This is a genomic window from Serratia sp. OS31, from assembly GCF_014164835.1.
Classification (GTDB): Bacteria; Pseudomonadota; Gammaproteobacteria; order Enterobacterales; family Enterobacteriaceae; genus Serratia; species Serratia liquefaciens_A.
In genome coordinates this window covers 62766-88789 of the sequence record NZ_JACJFQ010000023.1, presented here as the reverse complement: position 1 = coordinate 88789, position 26024 = coordinate 62766, and the positions used below count along the sequence as shown (strand labels likewise).

Genomic DNA, 26024 nt, shown 5'->3' with positions numbered 1-26024 from the left:
AAAATAACATTTAGAAAAAATAATTATATTTCTCCGAGTTTGTAAAAATTTGCTATGATTACCTGATTCTAATAATGAGGTTAAGTAAGTGAAAAATTTACTACTGTTTTCTTCTGCAATGTTATTGCTAACAGGTTGCTCAGCAAAATACAACACAAATAACGTTCAAGAAAACACAGAGCTTTTAATTAAAGATGTCCCTATAGCCATAGCTAAACCTGCTGATGGTTTTTATGAAACACATACTTATGCAGGTTCAGGTAATGCTACAGCAACAGCTATTAAAGCCGCTTTTTTGCGACATTCAGATAACGTGAGTATTTTTGCAGACTGTGAGAACGCCTCTTGCCTGAGAGAACACCACATGGTTAGTCGTGGGTATTATGTAATCCCACAGATATTGCACTGGGAAGATAGAGCCACTGAATGGTCAGGCATACCTGACAAAATAGAAGTAAAAATTACTATATACAACGCTGAGTCAAATGCGCGAGTTGCCTCTGCAATTATTAGCGGGAAAAGCAAATGGGCAACATTTGGGGGAGACCATCCACAAGACTTATTACCTGATCCCGTGAATTCTTATATCTCCAGCCTGTATTAGGTGATCCACCACTTCATATCACTAAGTATCAGGAAACTGCACACTCCATTTAATTTTTTAGGGTCGTCGCATACACATGCCAGTTAATTTCTCCAGGCATGTTCCGCCCCTTACCAATAAAGTAATTGCCGCAAAACCTTCGATTATCTTGAGTAAAAACAGTCCGGCAAAACAGCGATATGCTGCTTTGCCGGCATCAGGTTACAGATGCATCCCCAGCGTTTGGCGCAGGTGGGCACCGGCACCCAGCAGGCCCGGCTGCCCATGGGTGATCATGAATACCGGGATCTCGCGTACGTAATCTTTGAAACGCCCTTTATCCTCGAACGCCGCACGGAAACCTGAAGCTTTAAAGAATTCCATAAAGCGCGGCACAATCCCCCCGGCGATGTAAACGCCGCCAAAGGTGCCCAGGTTCAACGCCAGATTGCCGCCGAAACGGCCCAGAATGACGCAGAACAACGACAGGGCACGGCGGCAATCGATACAGCTGTCGGCCAACGCGCGCTCGGTAATGTCCTTCGGCTCCAGCTTTTCCGGCAGGCGGTTATCCGACTTGACGATTGCGCGGTAAAGATTGACCAGGCCCGGACCGGACAGGACGCGTTCGGCGGAGACATGACCCACTTCGGCGCGCAACACCTCCAGAATGATGTCCTCTTCTTCGCTGTTCGGCGCGAAGTCCACATGGCCGCCCTCTCCCGGCAGGCTTACCCAGCGGCGGTTAACGTGCACCAGATGCGCCACCCCCAGACCGGTTCCGGCACCGTATACCGCAATAGGTTTGTCTTTTTGCGCGTTGCCGCCGCCGAACTGCAATACGTCGTCTTGCGACAGCATCGGGATCGCCATCGACACGGCGGTGAAATCGTTAATCACTTCCAGATGGCTCAGCCCCAGATTGGCCTTCATCTCTTTAATCGAAAACGCCCAGGTGTGATTGGTCATGGCAACCCAGTCTTCGGTGACCGGGCAGGCAATCGCGATACAGGCATCCTGCACCTGAATATCATGCTCCTGCAAATATTGGCGGATCACCGCCTCCAGACTGTCAAACTCCAGGCCGGAATAGGTTTTCGCCTGGGTAATTTCACCCGTCGCCACAGTGCACAACGCCAGGCGGGCATTGGTGCCGCCTACATCACCTACGAGGGCATAGGTCATCAGTATCTTCTCCGCAAAATGAATAATAGAAAGCTGCTCACACTGTAAAATCCCGCCGCAAAAACAACAATCACCATCCTCCGCGCGGCCGTCCATTAGCGATCCAGATCACAAAAAACGTTTCAGCCCGATCCGTTCAGGGCGATTTGAAACAAATTGCGGCAAAAAACGTGGCGCAATGGCTGTTAACCGTCATAACTGAAAGGCACTATTACTCCCCATTGAACCTGGCCAGTCCGGAAATTTCTTTGCGTGCCCTCTTGCCGATTGTCTGGCAAGCTGGCGCGACAACCCAATCACCCATTCGCCCTGCCAGCCAGAGGGCAATTGACAAGGGATCCCCGCATGTTGCACCCGCGCGCCAATGCCATGTTGGCCTTCGCTCTGCCTGCTCTCGTTATCGGTTCTGCCTCAAGCCTGGTGCTCATTCTGGTGATGAAGTTCGCCGAGGCGCTGCAACGGCTGCTTTGGAGCAAGGTTCCCGCGGCGTTGAATATCGATACGCATTCCCCCTGGTGGTTAATCGGCATGTTGACACTGACCGGCGTCGCCGTCGGGCTGATTATCCGCTACCTGCCTGGCCACGCAGGGCCGGATCCGGCGACCGAGTCGTTGATCGGCATGCCGCTGCCACTTTCTGCCGTCCCCGGACTGGGGCTGGCGTTGATTATTGGCCTGGCGGGCGGCGTCAGTCTGGGACCGGAAAATCCGATCACCGCCATCAATATTGCGCTGGTGGTGGCGGCGGGTTCGCGTTTGCTGCCGAAGGTGCCGCGCATGGACTGGATTATTCTCGCGGCGGCCGGCACCATCGGCGCGCTGTTTGGCACCCCGGTCGCCGCAGCGCTGATCTTTTCGCAAACCCTGGCGGGCAATAATGACGTTCCCTTGTGGGACAGGCTATTTGCCCCGTTGATGGCGGCAGCGGCGGGGGCGGTCACCACCCAGCTATTTTTCACCCCTAATTTCTCACTGCAAATTGATGCCTATGCCGCAACCCGACTGGCTGATATTCTCAGCGGCTCGATCGTCGCCCTGATCGCCATCGCGCTGGGCATGGTAGCCGTGTGGAGCTTTCCGCACGTCCATCGCCTGTTCCACTCGATGAAAAATCCGGTGCTGATGCTGGGCTTAGGCGGCTTCGCGCTCGGCCTGCTGGCGCTGATCGGCGGCGAAATCACGCTGTTTAAAGGGCTGGATGAAATGAAGCAGCTGGCAATCGGAGAAAATTTCTCTGTCACGGAGCTGATGCTGATTACGCTGACTAAACTGGCGGCGCTAGTGATCGCGGCCGCCAGCGGCTTTCGCGGCGGTCGCATCTTCCCGGCGGTGTTTGTCGGCGTAGCCTTGGGGCTGATGCTGCATCAGCACGTTCCGGCCGTGCCGGCGGCCATTACCGTTTCCTGCGCCATTATGGGGTTGGTGCTGGTGGTCACGCGTGACGGCTGGCTCAGCCTGTTTATGACCGTTGCGGTGGTGCCGGAGCTGCACCTGCTGCCGGTGCTGTGCATCGTGATGCTGCCCGCCTGGCTGGTGCTGGCGGGCAAACCGCTGATGCTGGTGGGCAAGGGCAAACAACTCCCCCCGCGCGAAGATTAAGCCAGCGCGAATTCCGCTGCGGCGCGCGCATGGATTTCGGTGGTGTCGAATACCGGCACTGACGCATCTTGCGCGCTGACCAGCAGGCCAATTTCGGTACAGCCGAAAATAATGCCCTGAGCCCCCTGCTGCTCCAGATCACCGATAATGCGGCGATACTCGTCGCGCGACGCATCGCGGATTTTACCCAGGCACAGCTCTTCATAAATAATGCGGTGCACAATGTCACGATCGGCGGCTACGGGAGTGACCACCTCGATGCCGTGCTTTTCCTGTAGTCGCCCACGGTAGAACTCTTGCTCCATGGTAAAGCGCGTACCGAGCAGCCCAACGCGACGAATATTCTGTTGGCGCACCTGCAGCGCGGTAGCGTCAGCGATGTGGATCAGCGGTAAACCGCTGGCCTGTTCGACCGCATCCGCCACCTTGTGCATGGTGTTGGTGCAAATGACGATGGCCTGCGCACCGGCGGCCCGTAACGAGGTCGCCGCGTCGGCCAACAAGCGCCCTGCACCGTCCCAGTCGCCCTGATGCTGCAGGCGTTCCACCTCGTGAAAGTCGACGCTGTAGAGCACGATTTTAGCCGAATGCAGACCGCCCAGCCGTTGCTTAACCTGTTCATTGATCGTGCGGTAATAAGGAATGGTCGATTCCCAGCTCATGCCGCCCAGCAGTCCCAATACTTTCATTATTTCCTCCTTAACTTCATTGCTGTGGTTTCCGACATTACCCGAGAATCAAAACGTTGACGACAGTTTATTTCGCACCTGAACTCACCGGCTGGCGCGCCTCGAACCAGCGCTGACGCAGCGTGTCGTACACCCAGTTATAGAGCATGGTGTACGGCAGGAAGAACAGGAAGAAACCAATCTCCAGCATAAAGGCCTGAACGAAAGAAATGCTCAGCATCCAGGCGGCAATCGGTACGCCGATCAGCACAAAACCTGCCTCAAAGCCCAGCGCGTGAAACACCCGCACTTTAAGGTTACGCGCCACACGGCTCACCGGCCACAGGCGGTCAAATACCGTGTTATAAATCATGTTCCAAACCATGGCGACGGTGGATAACATCACCGCCAACGCACCAATCTGCACCATCGAACGGTTGAGCAGCCAGGCGCCCAGCGGGGCGCAAATCATCACGGCGATAGCCTCAAAACCAACGGCGTGGACGATACGTTCAATGAAAGACTTGTTTTGCAGTTGCATACATCACCTGTTTTTTACCTTATAAATTTGTAGGGGCGCTGCAAGCCGCGCCCGCGTTACCAGGAGCGAGTTTATTCGCCCCCTACGAAAACCAGGTGATTATCATCGAGTTTTTGGGTAGATTAAAGATAGGTTCCATCTATAAAGTAGATACATTATGCGCTACTCCCCCGAAGCTTTGCTGGCCTTCGTTGAAGCCGCCGCCCTGGGCTCTTTTTCCGCCGCGGCGCGTAAGCTGCGCAAAAGCCAGTCAACCATCAGCACCGCCATCGCCAATCTGGAAGCCGACCTCGGCTTAACCCTGTTCGATCGCCAGGCCCGCCAGCCGGTGTTGACCGCTGCCGGCCACAAAGTGTTGGGCCATGTGCAGGCGATCCTTGCGGCCAGCGAACGGCTGGATGCCCTGAGCATTCGGCTGGCGGACAATATAGAGCCGCGCTTAAGCATAGTGTTTTCCGATACCTATCAGCCGAAGCACCATGACCGGCTGATGCACCTGTTCGAACAGCGCTATCAGGATATCGAACTGGAATGGATGATCGCCGAAGACGGCGACGTACTGGACCTGTTGCAAAGCGGCCGTGCGCATCTCGGTATGGTTGAGGTCCAGGCCAGCTATCCCCCGGACATCGGTGTTGCACGGCTACCGGAACAAACGGAAATGGGACTGTTCGTCGCACATACGCACCCGTTGGCGCAAACTGCCTCGCCAACGCCGGAACAACTGTCCAGCACGCGGCAACTTATCCTGAACACCTACACCGGGGCCGAAACCGCCCGCTCCGGTGGCCTGGTGTGGTCAGCCCCCAGCTATCTGCTGTTGCTGGAAATGGCGGAACAAGGGTTTGGCTGGGCGGTTCTGCCCCGCTGGCTGGTGCAGCAATACGGTCACAGCAGGCTCACCGAACTGCGCCCGCGCGGCTGGCCCAAGCTGATATCGGTGGATGCGGCTTGGTCTAAGCTGACCCCGCCGGGACCGGCGGGGTACTGGATGCTGGAGCGGCTTTTGGAAAGCTGACAGGATCAGGCCGCCGCGTTACGTGACTGAAGGGCATTTGAGATAGTTTGCAGCAGTTCGGGAATGTCCATCTTCGGCAGCACCACTTCGACAAAGGCCAGCAGTGGGCTGTCGGCCACTTCGCTCAGCGCCTGGCGCAGCTGTTCCGGTTCGGTAACGCGTAACGCTTTCACTTGACGCTCGGCGCCTAACGCCTGCGGCAGTTGAGTCCAGTTCCAATGGGCGATGTCGTTATAACGCTGGTTTGGGCCGTGGATCGCCCGTTCAATGGTATATCCGTCATTATTCAGCAGGAAAATCACCGGCTTCAGCCCATCGCGCAACATCGATCCCAATTCCTGCACCGTCAGCTGTGCTGACCCGTCGCCGATCAGCAGCACCACTCGCCGCTCCGGCTCCGCCGTCTGTGCACCGAACGCCGCGGGCAGTGTATAACCGATAGATCCCCACAGTGACTGGACGATGAAGTGACAGCACTGCGGCAGGTTCAGCGCTGCCGCACCAAAACAGGCGGATCCCTGCTCGGCGAGCAGGATATCGCCCGGCCGCAAAAAGCCCTGTATCTGCTGCCAAAAACCGTGCTGATCCAGCCCACTGCCGTTCGGATCCGGCAACGCCGAGCGTTTAATCTCCGGCCGTTGCCATTGGTTTGCCAGCGACAAAGTTAACTGGTGTAACGCGATAACCGCGTCACGCATCGGGATTTGGCTGAATACCTGCTGCCCCACACGCGCTTCAAAGGGCTGCAGATCAATACACTTCTCTGCAGGAAGGTGATGGCTGAATCCGGCGCTAATGGTATCGGTAAAACGTACGCCAACATTGATGATCACGTCGGCATTTTCAATCAGCTGTTTCACCTGTGGCTCGCTGGCCGCACCGACGTAGGTCCCGGTGAAGCAGGCATGAGTTTCGTCCAACACGCTCTTGCCAAGCAGCAAGGTGGAATGCGGCATATCCACCTCATTCATCCACTGCTCCAGCACCTTTTCGGCACCAAAGCGTTCGGCCAGAAAATCGGCCAGCAGAGAAACCCGCCGGGCCGGTAACAGCAATTCTCGCGCGGCGGCGATGAAGGCTTGTAGTGATGCCTGGGAAAGATTGGCCTGTCGTAGCATTAACGGGGCAGGTTTTGACACCAGCGGCGCTTCAGCCACGTCGCTCGGCAACAGCAGATAGACCGGACGACGCTCGAACAGCGCGGTGGTCAGCAGGCGATCTATTTCCCCCTCGGCGTTATCGGCGGTGAGGCTGGCCTGAGCCACGGTTACCTCTTTCGCCATGCGGGCAAAGTGACCAAAATCCCCGTCGCCCAGGGAGTGATGCAACAATTCTCCAGCCCGTTGCGCACGCAGAGCCGGGGCGCCCACCACGTGGATCACCGGCAGGTATTCGGCATAGCTGCCGGCAATACCGTTGACCGCGCTCAGTTCACCTACGCCAAAAGTCGTCAACAAGGCGGCGGCTGGTTTACAGCGCGCGTAACCGTCAGCAGCATAGGCGGCATTGAGCTCATTAGCGCACCCTACCCAGGTGATTTGCGGGTGATCGATCACGTGGTCAAGAAACTGCAGGTTATAGTCCCCAGGCACACCAAAGAAGTGCCGGATGCCGATCTGAGCTAAACGATCGAGTAGGTAATCAGCCACCGTATAGTTCTTATTCATGATCATCACCTGCCAAGGGTTAGGATTTTCAGTATTAAGTATCGAAGATATCGTATAAATTTCGAACTTTATGTCTGAAAGGTAACTGGAAACCCTGCGTTACATCCCTGCCCCATTGGCTGGCATTGGGCCGCTCTGATAAGCCATGTTGATATACAGGCTGTTTAGCGTGATCGCAGCCTCTGACAAATGCGGTGAAAGCGCATACACTAAAATTCATTTCACCTCCGCTGAAAAGGGTTCGTATGCTCTACCAGGCTGATTCTTCACGCTATCAAAGTATGGAATACCGTCGCTGCGGCCGCAGTGGGCTAAAGCTCCCGGCCATTTCACTTGGCTTATGGCATAACTTTGGTGACGTCACGCTGTATGACAACGCTCGCAAGCTGATCCACTGCGCGTTTGATCTCGGCATTACCCATTTCGATCTGGCCAACAACTATGGCCCGCCGCCCGGCTCCGCCGAGGAAAACTTTGGCCGTATTCTCGCGGCGGATTTGCAGCCCTGGCGTGATGAACTGATCATCTCGTCAAAGGCCGGTTACACCATGTGGCCCGGGCCTTATGGCGATTGGGGCTCGAAAAAGTATCTGGTCGCTAGCCTGAATCAAAGCCTGCAGCGCATGGGGCTGGAATACGTGGACATCTTCTATCACCATCGTCCGGATCCGGACACGCCGCTGGAAGAAACCATGGCCGCGCTGGATTTGCTGGTGCGACAGGGCAAGGCGCTGTACGTCGGGTTGTCCAACTACCCTGCCGACCGTGCGCGTCAGGCGTTCAGCATTCTGCAGCAGCTCGGCACGCCCTGCGTGATCCATCAGCCGAAGTACTCCATGTTCGAACGTTGGGTGGAGCCAGAATTGCTGGATACGCTGGAAGAGCACGGCGTGGGTTCTATCGCCTTCTCACCGCTGGCCGGCGGCCTGTTGACCGATCGTTATCTGCAGGGCATCCCCCAGGATTCACGCGCTGCCAGCGGCAGCCAGTTCCTGCAACCCGATCAGCTCACCGAGGATAAACTGGGAAAAATTCGCCGGCTGAATGCATTGGCGCAACAGCGCGGACAGAAGCTGTCGCAAATGGCGCTGGCCTGGGTATTGCGTGGCGATCGCGTCACTTCGGCACTGATTGGCGCCAGCAAGACCAGCCAAATTGAAGACGCCGTCGGCATGTTGGCTAACCGCACCTTTAGCGATGATGAAATCAAGCAGATCGAGCAGATATTAATGTAATCGCTTACAACTATCGCCGGTTTACCGCCGGCGATAACGCCTGCCGCGCCAGACAAATCTTAAATCACTCTTCCCGCCCCATTTTTAAGAATGCCGCTAAGATTCAACCCTATCCACAAAGGCTAATATGCCGATATTGCAGGTAAAACTATAAGGCTGTTTTATAAACTGATGAACGCGCTTCATTAATTGTAAAACCGGCCAAGCCGCTACGGCGGAAAGGAGCATTCATGTTTAAACCTCTGTTATTGGCCGCCTTATTGGTGGTGTCAACGTTGCCTGCCATGCCGCCTGCGCAGGCGGAAGGGCTGAGCATCGATCTGATGCCGGGCGTCTCATTACGTATCGGCGAGCAAGACAATCGCGGCCGTTACTGGGACGGTTATGACTGGCGCGACCGCGACTGGTGGCAGGGCCATCAGGGTCGGTACCTGGGTGAACGCAATCGTCGGGGCTACAACTGGGATGGTTATCGCTGGCGCGACAACAATTACTGGCGCAAGAATTATTACTATCATGAAGGGCGCTATCGTAAATACGATAAGCACTATTATAAGCACCATGAGAAGCATCACGGGAAAGGCCGACGTCATGACGATCGCGATCATCGCCACCATGACCACGATGATTGACGGCCAAAGGCCGTCAGCCCGCCTGATCCCCATCATTTAACAGATCGAGATACCCGGGGCGACCCGGGTTTCCGCTGATATCGAACTTTACTGAACCGCACTAGACTCAATGTCGGCCTTTCGTTGGGCATCCGATCAGAAAAGGCTGCTGACCAACAGGTAACCGTTCAAGCCAACCACCACCAGCACGATAACTTTCCCTATCGCCTGTATGCTGCGGCTATTGACCATCTCCCCCATCAGTTCGCGGTTGCCGGTGAACGACAGCAGCGGCACCAGCGCCAGCGCTATACCAAAACTCAACAACACCTGGCTCAGCACCAGAATGCGCGTAGCGTCCATTCCCATCATAATGACGATAAACGACGGCAGCATAGTGACCACCCGACGCACCCACAGCGGGATATAAAAGTGCACAAATCCCTGCATCACGACCTGCCCTGCTAGCGTCCCGACCACGGTGGAAGATAATCCGGCAGCGACCAGGCTCAGTCCGAAGATGGTCGCTGCCGCCTGGCCCAATAGCGGCTGCAGCGTCAGATAAGCCTGATCGAGATCGGCAATGCCGCTATGGCCGTTAAAATGGAAGGCCGCAGCGGCGGTAGCCATCATCGCCAGGTTAACAAAGCCGGCAATGGTCATGGCAATGGCGACGTCAAACTTGGTGGCCGCGTAGCGATCGGCTTTGGAATGCTCACCGCCGGTCTGGGTTAATGACGAATGCAGATAAATCACGTGCGGCATGATGGTCGCGCCCAGCACCCCGGCAGCCAAAAATACCGCGTCGCCGTTCGGCAGATCCGGTATTGCCATGCCTTTCAAAAAAGGCTCCAACTGCGGTTGCGAAAATACCAGTTCCACCATATAAGCCGCGGCAACAAACAGCAGCAAACCGCCGATCACCATTTCCAGCGGTTTCTGCCCACGTTTTTGCAGCATCAGGATCAGGAAGGTCGCAATACCGGTCAGGATAGCCCCTTCCAGCAGCGTGACGCCCAGCAGCAGTTTAAAACCTATCGCAGCGCCGATAAATTCGGCCAAATCTGTGGCCATGGCGATAATTTCAGCCTGAACCCAATAGGCCCAAACTGCCGGGCGCGGGAAACGATCGCGAATGTGCTCTGCCAGGTTTTTACCGGTGGCAATACCGAGTTTTGCGGACAACAGCTGGATCAACATCGCCATGACGTTGGCCCACACCACCACCCACAACAGGGTGTAACCAAAAGAAGCGCCGGCCTGGATGTTGGTAGCAAAATTACCGGGATCGATATAGCCGATAGCCGCTATGAATGCGGGGCCCATCAAGGAAAGTTTGATCTTCCTCGCGGGGCGACGGGTGGTCTCAACCACATCACTGTTCAGCATGTTCTGAACCCTTACTTCTATTAAGCCTGTGGTTATCTTATGTAAATGATAATAATTATCAAGCGCATTTAGAGCGATAATGCTTATCTCTGCGATAGGCAATTACGACGGGTTTAACGAAAGGTTTGACGGGTAAGTGAACATTTACCGTACTGAACGGCGTTCTCTCCAGGAAAAAATCCTTTGGGTAATCCATTTAGCGCAAGAATATGAATTTCATATGGATTGATTAACCTCTTGATTTTTTATGCTTTAGCGTACAAGTTTAAGATGTTTCCCCCTATGATTTTCCATATTTGCAATAGAGCTCTCGTTTTTAAACGTGGCGTTACATAAAATGACATCCGAAATTCAGCCTGCCTCAAGTTTGGAGCAAACATGTCCCATATTGCGCACTTTGCGTTGGCGTTAGTGGTCGTCGCGATCCTGGCACTTTTAGTGTGTCGCGATCGTAAAAGCATCCGCATTCGCTATGTTATTCAACTGTTGGTTATTGAAGTACTGCTGGCCTATTTTTTCCTGCATTCGGAAGCGGGTTTAGGCTTTGTAAAAGGATTTGCCGCGCTGTTTGACAAGCTGCTCGGGTTTGCTGGGCAAGGGACTGATTTTGTATTCGGCGGTATGGGCGACAAAGGTCTGGCCTTCTTCTTCCTGAAGGTACTGTGCCCAATCGTCTTTATCTCTGCGCTGATCGGTATTCTGCAATACATTAAAGTACTGCCGTTTATCATCCGCATTATTGGTACCGTGCTGTCAAAAGTAAACGGTATGGGCAAGCTGGAGTCCTTCAACGCCGTCAGCTCGCTGATCCTGGGCCAGTCTGAAAACTTCATCGCCTATAAAGATATTCTGGGCAAGATGTCCGAAAAGCGCATGTACACCATGGCGGCAACCGCGATGTCCACGGTTTCCATGTCCATCGTCGGCGCTTACATGACCATGCTGGACGCCAAGTTTGTGGTAGCGGCGCTGGTACTGAACATGTTCAGCACCTTTATCGTGCTGTCACTGGTCAACCCGTATGACACCAGTAAAGAAGAAGAGCTGCATCTGGGCAACCTGCACGAAGGCCAGAGCTTCTTCGAAATGCTGGGCGAATATATCCTGGCGGGTTTCAAAGTCGCGATTATCGTTGCTGCGATGCTGATCGGCTTTATTGCTCTGATCGCCGCGCTTAACGGCCTGTTCAGCGCCATCTTCGGCCTGAGCTTCCAGGAAATCCTGGGCTACTTCTTCTATCCATTCGCCTGGATTATGGGTATTCCTAAGCACGAAGCGTTGCAGGTTGGCAGCATCATGGCGACCAAGCTGGTTTCCAACGAATTCGTGGCGATGATGGAGCTGCAGAAGGTTTCTGCTGAACTCTCTCCACGCAGCCTGGGTATCCTGTCGGTGTTCCTGGTTTCCTTCGCCAACTTCTCTTCCATCGGCATCGTAGCCGGTGCGATTAAAGGGCTGAACGAGCACCAGGGCAACGTGGTTTCCCGCTTTGGTCTGAAGCTGGTTTACGGTTCTACGCTGGTCAGCATCCTGTCTGCGTCGATCGCAGGCCTGGTTCTGGGCTAAGCTTAAAAACCAGTCATGCAAAGGTCGCTTCGGCGACCTTTTTTATTGCCTGCGATCCTTCTGTAACTGCTGGCAAAACAGGGGGCGTTACGGTGATTCAATATGGGAGAAGACAGAACGCAAAAAGCCGACCCTGAGGTCGGCTTTTTAAATGGTGGTGGAGCTAGACGGGATCGAACCGTCGACCTCTTGCATGCCATGCAAGCGCTCTCCCAGCTGAGCTATAGCCCCACAAAAGTGGTACGCTTTAACCGGCGTTACGGTGTTCCCCAACCCTTCTGAGATAAAGGTTGGTGGAGCTAGACGGGATCGAACCGTCGACCTCTTGCATGCCATGCAAGCGCTCTCCCAGCTGAGCTATAGCCCCAATCCACAATCACGAAATCCTGTGAACGGGGCGCATGATATGAAACCCCTGAAAAACTGTCAACGGCTAAATTGAATTAGTCGATCAAGCGCTGAAAAAGCCGCCAAATCAGCGCGTTTCACGCTAAAAAATCGCCATGACGGACAAAAATCAGCCATCGTCGCCTGACTTCACAAAAAACAAAAAACCTTATCCATTGTGTTGATTTTTAATTAACGGAATGTTAGCGAAATACCCTTGAGTCATCTCGCCCACAGGCATAGACTTCCCCGCGTCGTAAATCCCACAACAATAAACCGAGTCAGTTATGTCGTTGCATTCACCAAAAGAAATCGCTGCGTTAGCCATTCAGGCCGGCGTAAACAAAAGCCGGGCATCGCTCGCCAACCTGCTCATTCTGGGCTTTCTCGCCGGCGCCTTCATCGCGACCGGCTTCCTGCTGGATATCCACGTGATCGGCACCCTGCCGCCCGAATGGGGCTCCTTCGGCGCATTGCTGGGGGCTGCCGTCTTCCCGATAGGGCTTATCCTGACGATTCTGGCCGGCGGCGAGCTGCTGACCGGCAATATGATGACCTTGCCGATAGCCTGGTTTGCTCGCCAAATCTCGCTGTTTGCCATCGTGCGCAACTGGTTTTGGGTCACCCTGGCCAACTTCGCCGGCAGCCTGGCGGTCGCCTATTTCTTTGGCCACCTGCTTGGCCTGACCGAAGGCGCATTCCTGCACAAAACCCTGTCCATTGCGCAAGCCAAGGTAGATGCCGACTTCCTGCACGCCTTTATATCCGGCGTCGGTTGCAATTGGTTGGTGTGCCTGGCGGTGTGGCTGGCCTTTGCCAGCAAGGACGTGCCGGGCAAAGTGATTGGCATGTGGTTCCCGGTAATGGCGTTTGTCGCTATCGGCTTCCAGCACGTGGTGGCGAACATGTTTATTATCCCGGCCGCCATTTTTGCCGGCGGTTTAAGCTGGGGTCAGTTCCTGCCCAACTTCATGGCGGTGTTTCTCGGTAACGCGCTGGGCGGCGCCGGCTTCGTCGGCCTGATGTACTTCCTCGCCTATCGCCCCACCGTGCCGGCCGCTGAACAGGCCTGATCGACAGCGACAAAAAAAGCCCCGGGATTGCTCCACGGGGCTTTTTCATTATGGGCTCAGAAACTATCAGGCCTGAGCTTCACGCCCAGCGATATAAGCCAATGCCAGATCGATACGCTGTAAAGAACGTGCCTGACCGATGGCATGCACGGTCACGTCCATACCCGGTGACTGGCCGGCACCGGTGACCGCTACGCGCAGCGGCATGCCTACCTTGCCCATACCGACGCCCAGCTCATCAGCCGTGCCCTGAATGGCATCATGCACGTTTTCCGGCGTCCAGGCAGTGATGGCGGCCAATTTGGCGCGTACCGCTTCCAGCGGCTGACGTGCAACCGGGCGCAGGTGTTTTTTCGCAGCGTCAGCGTCGAACTCGCTGAAGTCTTCATAGAAGTAACGGCAAGACTCCGCCATTTCCTTCAACGTTTTGCAGCGCTCGCCCAACAGCTTGACGATATCTTTCAGCTCTGGACCATTGCGGGTTTCAATGCCCAGTTGCTCCACATGCCACGCCAGATACACGGCAACTTCTTCAGCCGGCATATGGTTAATGTAATGATGATTCAACCACTGCAATTTTTCGGTATTGAAGGCGCTGGCGGATTTGTTGATCGCTTCCAGCGTGAAGAACTCTTTCATCTCATCAATAGAGAAGATTTCCTGATCGCCGTGAGACCAACCCAGACGCACCAAATAGTTCAGCAGCGCCTGCGGTAGGTAGCCGTCGTCGCGGTACTGCATCACGCCTACGGCACCGTGGCGTTTAGACAGCTTTTTACCGTCGTCACCGAGGATCATCGAAACGTGGGCGTATTCCGGTACCGGTGCGCCCAGCGCTTTCAGGATGTTGATCTGGCGCGGGGTGTTGTTGATGTGGTCTTCACCGCGGATCACGTGGGTGATTTCCATATCCCAGTCGTCGATCACCACGCAGAAGTTATAGGTCGGCGCACCGTCGGTACGACGAATGATCAGATCGTCCAGTTCCTGGTTGCTGAATTCGATCGGACCACGGATCTTGTCATCGAAGATTACCGAGCCTTCCTGCGGATTACGGAAACGCACCACGTGCGGCTCGTCGTCGGTGTGGCTGCATTGGCTGTCGCGGCAGTGGCCGTCGTAACGCGGTTTTTCACCGTTTTCCATCTGCTTTTCACGCAGCGCTTCCAGGCGTTCCTTCGAGCAATAGCATTTATAAGCAGTTCCCTGCACCAGCATGTCGTCAATCACCGCGTTATAACGGTCAAAACGCTTGGTCTGGAAGTACGGGCCTTCGTCCCAATCCAGGTTTAACCAGTTCATGCCATCCATAATTGCGTCGATAGCATCCTGGGTTGAGCGTTCCAAATCGGTATCTTCGATACGCAGAACGAACTCACCGCCCGCATGGCGAGTGAATAGCCAGGAGTAAAGCGCAGTACGGGCGCCACCGACGTGAAGATAGCCGGTTGGGCTCGGTGCAAAACGGGTTTTGATTTTCATTGGGTTCACTGCCTTATTACGCAACGCATGTCAGCGGTTGCCGACGATTGCTCGGAATTTAAAAAAGTGGCCGACATTGTATCACCACGCGCTAATTCCTCAACGCTGACACGATATTGCTGCATCAGCTTTCATCATCTCTGCGGCGCTTTTCGCATAACAATGTGCAAAGAATCAGCATTGCTGGCGATAAATATCGCATCCTGTTTAAATTTGCGGCGAACGATTGAAATCATTTTAAAAACCGTTGACTCACTTTCAACTATCCCTATAATGCGACTCCAACAAGACGGGGCGATTAGCTCAGTTGGTAGAGCATCTCCTTTACACGGAGGGGGTCGGCGGTTCGAGCCCGTCATCGCCCACCATCTTGTTGAGTAGTAAAGCAGTAAGAAATGAGAAGAATGAGGGTGATTAGCTCAGTTGGTAGAGCATCTCCTTTACACGGAGGGGGTCGGCGGTTCGAGCCCGTCATCACCCACCACTCATTCTCTTGTTTAGCAGTACCTGGAAGTCCTGAAGTGGGTGATTAGCTCAGTTGGTAGAGCATCTCCTTTACACGGAGGGGGTCGGCGGTTCGAGCCCGTCATCACCCACCACTTCTGCGGGTCGTTAGCTCAGTTGGTAGAGCAGTTGACTTTTAATCAATTGGTCGCAGGTTCGAATCCTGCACGACCCACCAATACAGAGAAAAGCGCCTTTTGGCGCTTTTTTCGCATCTGTGCCACCTTAATTCCCAAAAACTCCTTTATCACAAACTCCGCCGTGTCGTGCTGGATGAGAACCTGTGCAGGTTCGACAAAATTGGCCCGACAATTTTGAACAGCGCTTGCGCTGGCCCGCAGGGTGAGGCCAGAGGCCGAGTTACTCCTGCACGACCCACCAATACAGAAAAAAGCGCCTTTTGGCGCTTTTTCCGCATCTGCGCCCTGATAATCTCTATAAGCCTCACCACTTCCGCCCTCCCCATGAAAATAATCACTTCCCTGCGCCGCCAATAGAAAAGGCGCTGCAAGCAGCGCCCTTTGGCTATCCTGAAATTGTCTACCGGATGATCAGGCCGCCAGCGTCGCTCCGCCGTCAATCACGATATCCTGCATGGTGATATGGCTGGCGCGATCGGAAGCCAGGAACAAAATGGCATCGGCGATTTCCTGCGGCTGGGCAATTTTACCCAGAGGAATACCCAGCTTGAACTGTTCCGGGAAACCGTTGATGGTATTCTGTTCCCCCGTTTCATCCTGCCACATGCCGCGCTGCATCGGGGTATTGGTCGAGCCGGGTGAAACCAGGTTGCAACGTACGCCATAAGGCGCCATTTCCAACCCCACGGTTTGGCACAGGCTACGCAACGCCGCTTTGGAAGCGCAATAGGCCGCCATACCGACACGTGGCACATGCGCCGCATTGGACGCCACGCTGACAATAGCGCCGCGTCGCTGACGCCTAAACACCGGCAGGGCATGGCGGAACATATTGAATGCGCCACCGGCATTCACCGCCAGGCAGGCCAGCCAGTCTGCGGTGCTGGTTTCGTCTGCCAGCCCCATGCGCAGAATACCGGCACCATTGACCAGCACGTCCAACTCACCCTGCTCCGCCAGCAAACGCCCGCACAGGGCGTCTACCGCATCGCTGTCGGCAATATCCAGCACTTCGGTGCGAAACGCGTATTCCGGCTCGCCAAAGTGCTTATCGAAGCCAATAACCTCGGCACCGGCCCGCACAAATGCCAACGCGGTCTCGAGGCCAATCCCGGCGCCCGCGCCGGTGACCCAGACCCGTTTACCGGCAAAATCGCCCTGTTGACTCATCAGGCTTTCCCCTCTGACAACAGCGCCCACCAACCATCAATGGTCGGGTTCTTGGCCAGGGCGATAAAATCGATATCGCCGCGGATCTTACGCCAGCGCGCCGCCAGCTCCATGATGCGGACCGAATCCAGACCGTAGTCAATCAGGTTCTCATCGTCGCCCATGTCTTCACTGTCTTCGTCGAGGAAAGGCATGATTTGCTGGCGCAACGCCGCTTTGCTGGTGATCCCAGGCAACAGTTCGGCGGTGGTGACCACGCGGCCACAGCGGCCGGCGGTGTAACGCAGCGCCATCAGGTGCTCTTCACGGGAGAAGTCGGCCAGGCCATCAGCAACCATAAACGGCTGAATATTGCGCATAAAGGCATCGATCGCCGTGGTCATGCAGCCGATATGGGCGTAGACGCCACAGATGATCAGCTGATCGCGACCGGACTCCTGCAGAATTTCCTGCAGCGGTGAACGGTGGAAGGCACTGTAACGCCATTTCACCAGCACAGTGTCGTCCTCTTCCGGCGCCAGCGCGGCGACCACCGCCTGCTGCTCCGGGTGTTTGTTCAATCCAGGCCCCCACATATCATTGAGCAACGCGCGATCTTCATCGCTCTGCTGGTTAGGTTGCGCGGTATAGAACACCGGGATCCCCTGGGATTTGCAGTAGCGACGCAGGTTGGCGATGTTTTCCACTACCTGTTTGATCAACGGGCTGTCTTCACCCCAGAAATTCAGAAAATACTGCTGCATATCGTGGATCAGCAGTGCAGCGCGCTGCGGTTCCACCGTCCAGCTTACTTTGTTGGTCGGCAGTTCAGCCTGAGTCGGCAACGCGTAATCATTAAGTTTTGGAATGGCCATGACTTATTCTCCCTGGACCTGAGTCAGTTGTTGCGCCTCCAGGCGTTGGCGCAACAGTTTTTTATCCACTTTGCCAACCGGGGTGAGCGGCAGCGTTTCAACCTGTATAAAGCGGTCGGGTAATTTGAATTCGGCCACGCCCTCGGCGCGTAAATGGCGACGCAGCACCACCGGCTTCAATGGGCTGGTGGCGATAATGTAGGCACAGCTTTTCTCGCCCATCAGCTCGTCCGGCATCGAAACCAACGCCGCATTGATCACTTCCGGGTGACGCAGCAGCAGGTTTTCGATCTCCTCGGCGGCGATCTTCTCCCCACCGCGGTTGATTTGGTCTTTCTGCCGCCCTTCGACCTTCACATAGCCGTCTTCAGTCAGGCTAATCAAGTCACCGGAGCAGTAGAAACCGTCTTTATCAAAGGCGGCAGCGTTATGCTCCGGGCTTTGGTAATAACCGCGGAAGGTATAGGGGCCACGGGTCATCAGACGACCGGTCTCTCCGACCGGCAGCGGATTGCCCTCGTCATCGGCGACCCATAGCTCGTCATCCGGTGACATCGGACACCCTTGAGTGGTCAAAATATGCTGGTCGTCATCGTCCAGGCGGGTGTAGTTCACCAGGCCTTCCGCCATGCCGAACACTTGCTGCAGCTGACAGCCGATTTCGGCCGGAATGCGCGCGGCCAGGGTTTCGCCCAGCTTGGCGCCGCCGACCTGCAGCAGCTTCAGGCTGGCCAACTGCTGGCAACCGCCCCATTCTTCAATGGCCTGCAGCCACAGCGTCACCGCCGGCGGCACCAGCGCCGTCACGTTGATCTGATGCTGGTCGATCAAACGGAAACATTGTCCGGCATCCGGATCGCTGGCGAACACCACCAGCCCGGCGCCATAAAAGACCCCCAACACGCCCGGTGAGCTCATCGGATAGTTGTGCGCTACCGGCAATGCACACAGGTAGCGGGTTTCGTCATCGAAATGACAAATCTCTACGCTGCGGCGAATGCTGTAGTAGTAGTCGTTATGGGTACGCGGGATCAGCTTCGGCGTGCCGGTGCTGCCCCCGGAAAGCTGGAAGAAAGCCACCTGATCGGCCGGAGTGGGTGCGGCAACGAAATCGCCGCAATCTTCTTCCAGCCAGCTCGCCAGCGACTGCTCGCCAGCGTCCTCACTGCGCAAGCCAACCAGGCGCAGAGAAGGATGCTCGGCGCGGAACGCCGTCAGGAATTCGTCGTTGCCAAACAGGCCATGCTGGCGGTCGGCAATCAGCAATGCCGGTTTGATCTGCGCCGCGTAGGCGTTCAGCTCATTGCGTTGGTGGCTGAACAGCGCATTTACCGGCACCACGCCAATTTTCAACAGCGCAAAGAAAGTCACATAGAACTCAACCACGTTGCCCAACTGCACCAGCGCGGTATCGCCGCTGTGAATGCCCCGACGCAGCAAGGCCGCGGCCAGCCGATCGGAGAGTTGATTAAGCTGGCGGTAGCTCAGGCTGCGTTGCGGGTCGATCAGCGCTATGGCGTCATTTTTAGCCTGGCGGGTGATGATGTCGGTCAATGGCCGATCGGTCCAATATCCGCGTTCGCGATAGCGACGGGCCAATGCCTCAGGCCAGGGAGTAAAAGCAATGCTCATGAAAATATCTATCCTTGGTTCAGGCCAAACGCCCGCGAAATGGTACTGAGTTTGGTGCCGGTTTCATGCCATTCTGATTCCGGCGAAGAATCTTGCACAATGCCGGCCCCGGCAAAGAGACGCACCTGGTTGCCCTGCACCGTGCCACAGCGGATGGTCACCACCCACTCCCCGTTGCCTTCGGCATCACACCAGCCGACGATGCCGCCAAACAGGCCGCGATCGAAAGGCTCCAACTGCTTGATCACCTGGTGCGCCAGGGCGGTTGGCGTACCGCACAACGCCGGTGTCGGGTGCAGCAGGCAGGCCAGCGACAACGCATTCTCCGCGCGGCTGGCGGCCTCGCCGTCGATTGGCGTAGACAAGTGCCACAGCGTGGTGGTGCTCAATAATTCGGGAGAGGTGGGGATATTCAGATAACTGCAGCGATCGGCCAGCACCTGCCGCATGCCTTCGGTAACAAACTGGTGCTCGTAGAGATCTTTCTCGGAAACCAACAGCTGTTGGCTGACTTCACGATCCCGCTGCGGATCGGCATCACGGCGAGCGGAGCCTGCCAGCGGGTTGGAATAAAATTGTGCGCCGGATTTACGCAGCAGCAGCTCAGGGCTGGCGCCCAGCAATGCCCCCTGCTCCAACGGCACATGGAAATGGAAACCGTGTGGGTTCTGGGCGATGATACGCGCCATCAACGCGTGGCTGTCTACCGGTTCGCGCGTTTCAATCTCCAGCAGGCGTGACAGCACCACTTTATCCAGTTGGTCGCCACGGGTTGCTTCCACCGCATCTGCCACCATCTGCATGAAAGGCTGTTGTGCAGGCACTTCCTTTTGGCTGATAATTTCCGGCAGGGCCTCCTGCGGTGAGGTTACGCCGGCCAAAAAGGCATCGCGCTCAAACCACTGGGTGTGCTGGGGAATAAAAAGTGCAGAGGGCTGATGAGTATCAAACGGGATCGCGCCACACAGAACCGGGTTTTTCACCCCCGCCAGTTTGGCTTCGGCAAAAGCATGCTGTACCGCCTGCTGGAACTCGCCGTTAAGCTGGTCCCCGTTCTGGGCCGGCAGCGTGATTTTGGCGAAGCAGCCCTGGGTGCTCAGGCTACGGAAAGGAGAGGTAAAGAAAAAGCCGGAGGTCGGCGACACGCCTGCTACGGACGATTCACTATCCTTGCTGTGCGGCTTCTTCTGCCCGGTACCCTTTACTGTCACGCTCATCGGTTCTCCCTTTCGTATCATGAACAATAACCTGTATAATAATGATTATCATTTGTATTGAATCGCGTTAAATTACCCTCGTGAATATTCTATGTCAATAAATGTAAACAGTTCTTCTATTCATTATCGTGCTATAAAACCAGCAGTTTTAATTATATAAATGATAAGTATTACTATTTAACTTCTAAGGAATGCTTTATGAAGAAGAACCTGTTCTTCGGCTTCGCGCTGTTTGGCCTGCTGGCCATGGGTGCAGCCCAGGCAGCAGATGCCGGTTGGCCGCGCAAAATCGAAACTTCACACGGCGTGATCACCTTGCAGCAGCCCCCTGCCCGCATCGTTTCCACCAGCGTTACCGTCACCGGCACCCTGCTGGCGATTGATGCGCCAGTGATCGCCAGCGGCGCCACCACGCCCGGCAGCCGTCTGGCGGACTCACAAGGTTTCTTCCACCAATGGAGCGCTATCGCGGCACAGCGCGGCGTAAAGCGCCTGTACATTGGCGAACCCAACGCGGAAGCCATTGCCGGTGAAGCGCCCGATCTGATCATCATCTCCGCTACCGGCGCCGACTCCGCCGTGCGCCTGTACGATCAGCTGTCCGCCATTGCCCCGGTGCTGGTGGTCAATTACGACGACAAAAGCTGGCAGGCGCTGGCGATCGAGCTGGGCCGGGCCACCGGACACGAAGCCAGGGCGCAAAAAATCGTTGATGATTTCGATAGCCGCGAAAAGTCGCTTAAGCAACGCATGACGCTGCCGGAACAACCGACCTCCGCCCTGGTCTTCAGCGCCGACGGCAAATCAGCCAACCTGTGGACCGCCGAATCTTCCCAGGGGCAAATGCTCAAACAGCTGGGCTTCACCCTGGCGGTTCCGTCAGACAAGCTGAACAACAGCCGCAGCATGGGAATGCGCAAGGACATCATTCAGCTCGCCGGGGAAAACCTGGCAGAAGGTCTGAACGGCCAGACGCTGATGCTGTTTGCCAACAACGACAGCGACGCACAGCGACTGATGGCCAATCCTTTCCTCGCGCACCTGCCGGCGGTACAACACAAGCGGGTTTATGCGCTGGGCAATGACACCTTCCGACTGGACTATTACAGCGCCAGCAACCTGCTGACGCTGTTGGAAAAACAGTTTATTTCTCAGTAGATCCCGCGGCGGGCTGGAGATCGCTTTCCTGCCCGCCAAGGCTCACCTGACGCAGCCCTTTCATCGCGAACGCCAGCACCACACCCAGTATCGCCACGCCAAAACCGAAGCTGGTAGAAGTCATGGCCGGCAGCATAAACGCCCCCATCGCCCCCAGCAGCAGGGCACCCAATGCGTCCCCCACCACGTTTTGCGCAGTCCACAGGCCATTAATGCGCCCCAGGAAAGCATCCGGCGTCAGGTTCTGAATCAGCCCGTACTGCAGCAGGGAGTTCAATGCGCTCAGGTAGCCAAACACCACCAGGAAGAACAGTGCCAGTCCGTACCAGGGCATCAGGCCGAACAGGCCGATAGCGACAAACGCGCCGATCGCCGTCATCAGCATCATCCAGCCCGGTCGCGCCACGTGCGCCACACGGCCACTGGTGAAGGCGCCAATTGCCGCACCCAGCGGCACGGCGGAATACATAAAGCCCAACTGCGCCGCACTGACCTGCCACATGCCGGACATCGCCGGGTACAGCACTCGCACCGCGCTGGCCATGGTCAGCAACGCGCCGATCAACGCCACCATGCCAATCACCCGGTTACGAAACAAGAAGCCAAAACCCCCGGCCAGTGCGCGCAACGGATGCTCGCGTGGCTGCGGTGGCGGCAACAGCTGCGGCAGCTGCAGTAAAGGGATCAACGTCAGCAAGGTGCCGAACGCCGCCAAAGCGTAGTTCCACGTTACGCCGGCGTTGGCAATCACCAACCCGCCGATCGCCGGGGAAAGAATGGAGCCAAAACGCACCGTCAGCATGCTGATGGCGCCGGCCTGAACGATATTTTCACGCCCGACCAGCGCAGGCGTCGCCGCCAGTAACGCCGTCACGCCCACCGCCCCGAAGAACCCGTCCCAAACCGCCAGCAGATAAATCAGCGTCAAGGAGGGCGCAGGCAAGGCGGCATTAAGGCACAGGCCGATAAAGCCAATGCCACAGGTGGAACGAGCGAAGAGGATCAGACGGCGGCGCTCATAGCGGTCGGCCAGTACGCCCCCCATCAGCAAGCCGGCAAACATGCCGCTGCCAGCCAGCGTCACGGACAACCCGACCAGCAGCGTCGACCCGGTCAGGGCCTGGATCTGTACCGGGATGGCAATGGCCATCAGCCCGAGCGCTAAAATGGAAATAAAACGCGCGCAGAACACAGCGCGAAAGGCGCTATTGGTCTTAAGCAGGCCAAAATCAAGCAAAATAGAGGGCTTACTCATTAGCTTTCTCACCACAACTAAAGAAAAGGGGCAGCGTCTGTGCTGCAATAGCGAAGGGACTCATGGTACCATAGATGAAAACAATCAATAATGATAATAAAACTCATTCATATTCAATAAAATAATGGATTGTTATGTTACGGATTACACGCAATTGCACACCGTCCATTCCGCTGCCCAGCGACCGTCTTGCGGGTGGCACTCCCCGCTCATTTCGTCGCAAGCTGCTTGGCTTGCTGATAGCGGTTTGCGCCCTGTTGGTCGTCATGCTGCTCAGCCTGTCACTCGGTGCCAAATCTATCCCCTTCGATACGGTTATCCAGGCGCTCAACGGCCAATGTAGCGGTGCCGACTGCACCATCATTACCAACGCCAGACTGCCGCGCACATTGGTTGGCGTGTTGGCGGGCATCGCCCTGGGCTTGTCCGGCGTCCTGATGCAAACCCTCACCCGCAATCCGCTGGCCGACCCCGGCATTCTCGGCGTTAACGCCGGCGCGGGTTTTGCCGTGGTGCTGGGCATCACTTTCTTTGGTGCCGCTCACGTCGGCGACTATCTGTGGTTCGCCTTTGCCGGCGCTATGTTTGCCGCCCTGCTGGTCGCGCTGATTGGCGCATTGGGCGGCAGCAGCCTGAACCCGGTCCGCCTGACGCTGGCCGGCGTCGCGCTGGCGGCGGTGCTGGAAGGCATGACCTCCGGTATTTCCCTGTTGAACCCGCTGGTCTTCGATCAGCTTCGTTTTTGGCAGGCCGGTTCGCTGGATATTCAAAATATGCAGGTGGTACGCACCGTCGCCCTGCCGATCCTGTTGGGCACTGCAATCACGCTGTGGATGAGCAAATCGCTGAACAGCCTGAGTATGGGCAACGAGCTAGCCACCGCGCTGGGCACCGGCATCGTCCGCACCCAGCTATTGGGACTGCTGGCAATCACCCTGCTGTGCGGTGGCGCCACCGCCGCCGTCGGCCCGATTGCCTTTGTCGGCCTGATGATGCCGCACATTGCCCGGCGGCTGGCCGGTTCCGAGCTGCACTGGATGCTGCCGTGGACGTTGGTATTGACCCCGATCCTGCTATTGAGCGCCGACCTGATCGGCCGCTTCCTGGTCGCCGGTGAACTGCGCGTTTCCATCGTCACCGCGCTTATTGGCGCACCGCTGCTGATCATGCTGGTTCGTCAACGCCATATGTTCAGGAGGCAGCGCTAATGTCGATGTCCGCAGCCCGCCAAATGGCCAACCACAAAATGCGCGCCCTGTCGCGACCGGCGCTAACCGCGCTACTGCTATTGCTTGCCGCCCTGGCGCTGGCGATTTATGCCCTGGGTTCCGGCGCTCTTTCGCTCAGCGCCCTGCAGGTGATCGACGCCTTGCGCGGTGAAGGCCCGGCCAACCTGGCGGTGATCGTCACCCAGTGGCGCTTGCCACGCGTGGTAATGGCACTGCTGTTGGGCGCAGCGCTCGGGATCAGCGGAGCCATCTTCCAATCGCTGCTGCGCAACCCGCTCGGCAGTCCCGACGTCATCGGTTTTAATACCGGCGCTTACAGCGGCGTGCTGGTGGCAATAGTGCTGTTTAACGGCGGCGTTTTCGGCATTACCTCCGGGGCGCTGGCCGGGGGCCTATTGACCGCCGCGCTGATTTATCTGCTGGCATGGCGCAACGGCGTTGAGTCATTCCGCTTGATTATCGTCGGTATCGCCGTGCGCGCCCTGCTGGTGGCCGGTAATACCTGGCTGATCATCAGCGCCTCACTGGAATCCGCCATGACCGCCGGGTTGTGGAGCGCCGGGTCGCTCAACGGCGTGACCTGGGCGAAAAGTTTGCCAGTGCTGGCGGTGATTGCGCTGTGCTGCCTGTTGCTGCTGATGCTGGCCCGCCGCATGCGGCTGCTGGAAATGGGTGATGACACCGCCTGCGCGCTCGGCGTACCTGTGGAGCGCTCACGGGTGCTGCTGTTATTGGTCGGCGTAACGCTGACTGCAGCCGCCACCGCCGTCGCCGGACCCATCTCCTTTATTGCGCTGGTGGCCCCCCAGATTGCACGACGCCTGTGCGCCAACCGCAGCGTCCTGTTGCTGACAGCCCTGACGGGGGCCCTGTTACTGCTGCTCGCCGATGTCGCAGCGCAACGCCTGTTTATGCCTTATCAGTTGCCGGTCGGGGTATTGACCGTCAGCCTGGGCGGCATTTATCTGATTTGGCTATTAATCCGTGAGTCACGAAAAAAATGAATGCTGAACCTTTGCAGCCCGCGCCGTTACGCGCCGAAAACCTGACGCTCGGCTATGACAAAAAAATCGTCGCGCGCGACCTGTCCGTTTCTATTCCGCACGGCGAACTGACGGTCATTATCGGGCCGAATGCCTGCGGTAAATCGACCTTGCTGCGCACCCTCAGCCGTCTGATGCAACCGCAGGCCGGGGCTATCTGGCTCAACGGCAAGCACATTAGCGACTATGCCACCAAAGAGGTGGCACGCCAGTTGGGGCTGCTGCCGCAAAGCTCGACCGCGCCGGGTGACATTACCGTGTTTGATCTGGTGGCACGCGGCCGCTATCCGCATCAGCGTCTGTTCAGCCGCTGGCGCGAAGAAGACCAGCAGGCGGTCGAACAGGCCATGCGCTCCACCGGCGTGTTTGAACTGGCTGAACAGCCGGTTGATACGCTCTCCGGCGGACAGCGTCAACGGGTCTGGATTGCCATGGTATTGGCGCAGCAAACGCCGCTGTTGTTGTTGGATGAGCCGACCACCTGGCTGGATATCAGCCATCAGATCGACTTGCTGGAGCTGATGCGTCAGCTAAACCGTGAAAACGGCCATACGCTGGTGGTGGTGCTGCACGATCTCAACCACGCCTGCCGTTACGCCACCCATCTGATTGCCATGCGCGACGGTAAGGTGGTGGCCGAGGGGGCACCGAAGGATATTGTGACGCCGGAATTGATCGAAAAGGTCTACGGCCTGCGCTGCATGATCATTGACGATCCCGTCTCGCACACGCCGTTGGTAGTGCCGCTGGGTAAGTAAGACAACACATCAGAGTCCTAAGTATATTATCAAGTTATACCCTATGGATTTCACGTTGCA

General features: G+C 56.4%; 22 protein-coding genes, 6 tRNA genes and 1 other RNA gene. 16 read left to right on the top strand and 13 right to left on the bottom strand.

Annotated elements, in window-relative coordinates:
* The first annotated feature begins 88 nt into the window (after window positions 1–88).
* Window positions 89–604, top strand: a complete 516-nt coding sequence (locus H5P17_RS18490; RefSeq protein WP_370570049.1) for a DUF4823 domain-containing protein — start codon at window positions 89–91, stop codon at window positions 602–604.
* Window positions 605–805: 201 nt separating this feature from the next.
* On the opposite strand, the gene glk is transcribed toward H5P17_RS18490, so the two are convergent.
* A complete protein-coding gene (gene glk / locus H5P17_RS18485; protein WP_156033852.1) occupies window positions 806–1771 on the bottom strand; it encodes a glucokinase in 966 nt (321 codons plus the stop codon).
* 342 nt (window positions 1772–2113) lie between these two features.
* Here glk and H5P17_RS18480 point away from each other — a divergent pair, with 342 nt between their 5' ends.
* A complete protein-coding gene (locus H5P17_RS18480; protein WP_182824489.1) occupies window positions 2114–3367 on the top strand; it encodes an ion channel protein in 1254 nt (417 codons plus the stop codon).
* Here the strand turns inward: H5P17_RS18480 and H5P17_RS18475 are convergent.
* Window positions 3364–4056, bottom strand: a complete 693-nt coding sequence (locus tag H5P17_RS18475; protein WP_182824487.1) for an aspartate/glutamate racemase family protein — start codon at window positions 4054–4056, stop codon at window positions 3364–3366. The two genes, H5P17_RS18480 and H5P17_RS18475, sit on opposite strands and share 4 nt — an antisense overlap.
* Before the next feature lie 67 nt (window positions 4057–4123).
* Window positions 4124–4576 (bottom strand): multidrug/biocide efflux PACE transporter, encoded by a 453-nt coding sequence (locus H5P17_RS18470; RefSeq protein ID WP_044552740.1) that lies wholly within the window; start codon window positions 4574–4576, stop codon window positions 4124–4126.
* A gap of 157 nt (window positions 4577–4733) precedes the next feature.
* Here H5P17_RS18470 and H5P17_RS18465 point away from each other — a divergent pair, with 157 nt between their 5' ends.
* Window positions 4734–5594, top strand: coding sequence for a LysR family transcriptional regulator (locus H5P17_RS18465; protein ID WP_182824485.1), 861 nt, complete (start codon window positions 4734–4736; stop codon window positions 5592–5594).
* Window positions 5595–5599: 5 nt separating this feature from the next.
* Here the strand turns inward: H5P17_RS18465 and H5P17_RS18460 are convergent, their stop codons facing one another.
* The gene (locus H5P17_RS18460) at window positions 5600–7261 is read right to left on the bottom strand and encodes an alpha-keto acid decarboxylase family protein (RefSeq protein ID WP_044552743.1); all 1662 of its coding nucleotides are present in this window, start codon (window positions 7259–7261) and stop codon (window positions 5600–5602) included.
* Window positions 7262–7506: 245 nt separating this feature from the next.
* On the opposite strand from H5P17_RS18460, the gene mgrA reads away from it, so the two are divergent.
* Window positions 7507–8496, top strand: coding sequence for an L-glyceraldehyde 3-phosphate reductase (mgrA, locus tag H5P17_RS18455; RefSeq protein ID WP_182824483.1), 990 nt, complete (start codon window positions 7507–7509; stop codon window positions 8494–8496).
* A gap of 230 nt (window positions 8497–8726) precedes the next feature.
* A complete protein-coding gene (locus H5P17_RS18450) occupies window positions 8727–9128 on the top strand; it encodes a DUF2502 domain-containing protein (RefSeq protein WP_182824481.1) in 402 nt (133 codons plus the stop codon).
* Window positions 9129–9263: 135 nt separating this feature from the next.
* Here H5P17_RS18450 and H5P17_RS18445 read toward each other — a convergent pair whose 3' ends face one another.
* Window positions 9264–10496: an Nramp family divalent metal transporter gene (locus tag H5P17_RS18445; protein WP_182824479.1), complete on the bottom strand. Its 1233-nt coding sequence runs from the start codon at window positions 10494–10496 to the stop codon at window positions 9264–9266.
* Between the two features lie 378 nt (window positions 10497–10874).
* Here H5P17_RS18445 and H5P17_RS18440 point away from each other — a divergent pair, with 378 nt between their 5' ends.
* The gene (locus H5P17_RS18440; RefSeq protein WP_020827959.1) at window positions 10875–12062 is read left to right on the top strand and encodes a NupC/NupG family nucleoside CNT transporter; all 1188 of its coding nucleotides are present in this window, start codon (window positions 10875–10877) and stop codon (window positions 12060–12062) included.
* 155 nt (window positions 12063–12217) lie between these two features.
* Here H5P17_RS18440 and H5P17_RS18435 read toward each other — a convergent pair.
* A tRNA-Ala gene (locus H5P17_RS18435) sits at window positions 12218–12293 on the bottom strand.
* A 60-nt stretch (window positions 12294–12353) separates the two neighbouring features.
* A tRNA-Ala gene (locus H5P17_RS18430) sits at window positions 12354–12429 on the bottom strand.
* Between the two features lie 307 nt (window positions 12430–12736).
* On the opposite strand from H5P17_RS18430, the gene H5P17_RS18425 reads away from it, so the two are divergent.
* On the top strand, window positions 12737–13522 hold the full coding sequence (locus tag H5P17_RS18425) for a formate/nitrite transporter family protein (protein ID WP_044552747.1): 786 nt from the start codon (window positions 12737–12739) through the stop codon (window positions 13520–13522).
* 66 nt (window positions 13523–13588) lie between these two features.
* Here the strand turns inward: H5P17_RS18425 and gltX are convergent, their stop codons facing one another.
* On the bottom strand, window positions 13589–15004 hold the full coding sequence (gene gltX, locus H5P17_RS18420; protein ID WP_020827961.1) for a glutamate--tRNA ligase: 1416 nt from the start codon (window positions 15002–15004) through the stop codon (window positions 13589–13591).
* Between the two features lie 292 nt (window positions 15005–15296).
* On the opposite strand from gltX, the gene H5P17_RS18415 reads away from it, so the two are divergent.
* The 5 genes from H5P17_RS18415 to H5P17_RS18395 all read left to right on the top strand — a co-directional run bounded on the left by H5P17_RS18415 (window position 15297) and on the right by H5P17_RS18395 (window position 15889).
* A tRNA-Val gene (locus H5P17_RS18415) sits at window positions 15297–15372 on the top strand.
* Window positions 15373–15412: 40 nt separating this feature from the next.
* Window positions 15413–15488: transfer RNA gene (locus H5P17_RS18410), tRNA-Val, on the top strand.
* A gap of 39 nt (window positions 15489–15527) precedes the next feature.
* Window positions 15528–15603, top strand: a tRNA-Val gene (locus H5P17_RS18405).
* 7 nt (window positions 15604–15610) lie between these two features.
* Window positions 15611–15686: transfer RNA gene (locus tag H5P17_RS18400), tRNA-Lys, on the top strand.
* Between the two features lie 74 nt (window positions 15687–15760).
* A non-coding RNA gene (locus H5P17_RS18395) (RtT sRNA) lies at window positions 15761–15889 on the top strand.
* A gap of 170 nt (window positions 15890–16059) precedes the next feature.
* Here H5P17_RS18395 and dhbA read toward each other — a convergent pair.
* Genes dhbA through H5P17_RS18375 form a run of 4 tightly spaced genes read right to left on the bottom strand, consistent with a single transcriptional unit; the run spans window position 16060 to window position 20521 of the window.
* Window positions 16060–16818 carry a 2,3-dihydro-2,3-dihydroxybenzoate dehydrogenase gene (gene dhbA / locus H5P17_RS18390; protein ID WP_020827962.1) on the bottom strand — a complete coding sequence of 253 codons (759 nt, stop codon included), beginning with the start codon at window positions 16816–16818 and terminating at the stop codon, window positions 16060–16062.
* Complete coding sequence (locus H5P17_RS18385) at window positions 16818–17672, bottom strand: isochorismatase (protein WP_020827963.1); 855 nt, start codon at window positions 17670–17672, stop codon at window positions 16818–16820. The genes dhbA and H5P17_RS18385 overlap by 1 nt, the downstream gene beginning before the upstream one ends.
* 3 nt (window positions 17673–17675) lie before the next feature.
* Complete coding sequence (locus H5P17_RS18380) at window positions 17676–19304, bottom strand: (2,3-dihydroxybenzoyl)adenylate synthase (RefSeq protein WP_044552749.1); 1629 nt, start codon at window positions 19302–19304, stop codon at window positions 17676–17678.
* A gap of 8 nt (window positions 19305–19312) precedes the next feature.
* Entirely contained in the window at window positions 19313–20521 is a 1209-nt protein-coding gene (locus H5P17_RS18375) for an isochorismate synthase (RefSeq protein WP_182824477.1), read from the bottom strand.
* A 198-nt stretch (window positions 20522–20719) separates the two neighbouring features.
* On the opposite strand from H5P17_RS18375, the gene fepB reads away from it, so the two are divergent.
* Window positions 20720–21679, top strand: a complete 960-nt coding sequence (fepB, locus tag H5P17_RS18370) for a Fe2+-enterobactin ABC transporter substrate-binding protein (RefSeq protein ID WP_182824476.1) — start codon at window positions 20720–20722, stop codon at window positions 21677–21679.
* On the opposite strand, the gene entS is transcribed toward fepB, so the two are convergent.
* On the bottom strand, window positions 21666–22934 hold the full coding sequence (gene entS, locus H5P17_RS18365; RefSeq protein ID WP_182824474.1) for an enterobactin transporter EntS: 1269 nt from the start codon (window positions 22932–22934) through the stop codon (window positions 21666–21668). The two genes, fepB and entS, sit on opposite strands and share 14 nt — an antisense overlap.
* Window positions 22935–23068: 134 nt before the next feature.
* On the opposite strand from entS, the gene fepD reads away from it, so the two are divergent.
* From fepD to H5P17_RS18350, 3 genes are read left to right on the top strand one after another with little or no spacing between them, the layout of a single operon-like run.
* A complete protein-coding gene (gene fepD, locus H5P17_RS18360) occupies window positions 23069–24142 on the top strand; it encodes a Fe(3+)-siderophore ABC transporter permease (protein ID WP_182824472.1) in 1074 nt (357 codons plus the stop codon).
* A complete protein-coding gene (gene fepG, locus H5P17_RS18355; protein WP_182824470.1) occupies window positions 24142–25167 on the top strand; it encodes an iron-enterobactin ABC transporter permease in 1026 nt (341 codons plus the stop codon). The genes fepD and fepG overlap by 1 nt, the downstream gene beginning before the upstream one ends.
* Entirely contained in the window at window positions 25164–25964 is an 801-nt protein-coding gene (locus H5P17_RS18350) for an ATP-binding cassette domain-containing protein (protein ID WP_044552754.1), read from the top strand. Before fepG ends, H5P17_RS18350 begins: the two co-directional genes overlap by 4 nt.
* The last annotated feature ends 60 nt before the right edge of the window (window positions 25965–26024 follow it).

Coding starts and splice junctions, on each gene's coding strand:
- fepD (WP_182824472.1), top strand. CDS start 23,069: ATGTTACGGATTACACGCAATTGCACACCGTCCATTCCGCTGCCCAGC.
- H5P17_RS18425 (WP_044552747.1), top strand. CDS start 12,737: ATGTCGTTGCATTCACCAAAAGAAATCGCTGCGTTAGCCATTCAGGCC.
- fepG (WP_182824470.1), top strand. CDS start 24,142: ATGTCGATGTCCGCAGCCCGCCAAATGGCCAACCACAAAATGCGCGCC.
- mgrA (WP_182824483.1), top strand. CDS start 7,507: ATGCTCTACCAGGCTGATTCTTCACGCTATCAAAGTATGGAATACCGT.
- H5P17_RS18385 (WP_020827963.1), bottom strand. CDS start 17,672: ATGGCCATTCCAAAACTTAATGATTACGCGTTGCCGACTCAGGCTGAA.
- H5P17_RS18480 (WP_182824489.1), top strand. CDS start 2,114: ATGTTGCACCCGCGCGCCAATGCCATGTTGGCCTTCGCTCTGCCTGCT.
- fepB (WP_182824476.1), top strand. CDS start 20,720: ATGAAGAAGAACCTGTTCTTCGGCTTCGCGCTGTTTGGCCTGCTGGCC.
- gltX (WP_020827961.1), bottom strand. CDS start 15,004: ATGAAAATCAAAACCCGTTTTGCACCGAGCCCAACCGGCTATCTTCAC.
- H5P17_RS18470 (WP_044552740.1), bottom strand. CDS start 4,576: ATGCAACTGCAAAACAAGTCTTTCATTGAACGTATCGTCCACGCCGTT.
- H5P17_RS18465 (WP_182824485.1), top strand. CDS start 4,734: ATGCGCTACTCCCCCGAAGCTTTGCTGGCCTTCGTTGAAGCCGCCGCC.
- entS (WP_182824474.1), bottom strand. CDS start 22,934: ATGAGTAAGCCCTCTATTTTGCTTGATTTTGGCCTGCTTAAGACCAAT.
- H5P17_RS18440 (WP_020827959.1), top strand. CDS start 10,875: ATGTCCCATATTGCGCACTTTGCGTTGGCGTTAGTGGTCGTCGCGATC.
- H5P17_RS18445 (WP_182824479.1), bottom strand. CDS start 10,496: ATGCTGAACAGTGATGTGGTTGAGACCACCCGTCGCCCCGCGAGGAAG.
- H5P17_RS18475 (WP_182824487.1), bottom strand. CDS start 4,056: ATGAAAGTATTGGGACTGCTGGGCGGCATGAGCTGGGAATCGACCATT.
- dhbA (WP_020827962.1), bottom strand. CDS start 16,818: ATGAGTCAACAGGGCGATTTTGCCGGTAAACGGGTCTGGGTCACCGGC.
- H5P17_RS18460 (WP_044552743.1), bottom strand. CDS start 7,261: ATGAATAAGAACTATACGGTGGCTGATTACCTACTCGATCGTTTAGCT.
- H5P17_RS18350 (WP_044552754.1), top strand. CDS start 25,164: ATGAATGCTGAACCTTTGCAGCCCGCGCCGTTACGCGCCGAAAACCTG.
- H5P17_RS18450 (WP_182824481.1), top strand. CDS start 8,727: ATGTTTAAACCTCTGTTATTGGCCGCCTTATTGGTGGTGTCAACGTTG.
- H5P17_RS18375 (WP_182824477.1), bottom strand. CDS start 20,521: ATGAGCGTGACAGTAAAGGGTACCGGGCAGAAGAAGCCGCACAGCAAG.
- H5P17_RS18380 (WP_044552749.1), bottom strand. CDS start 19,304: ATGAGCATTGCTTTTACTCCCTGGCCTGAGGCATTGGCCCGTCGCTAT.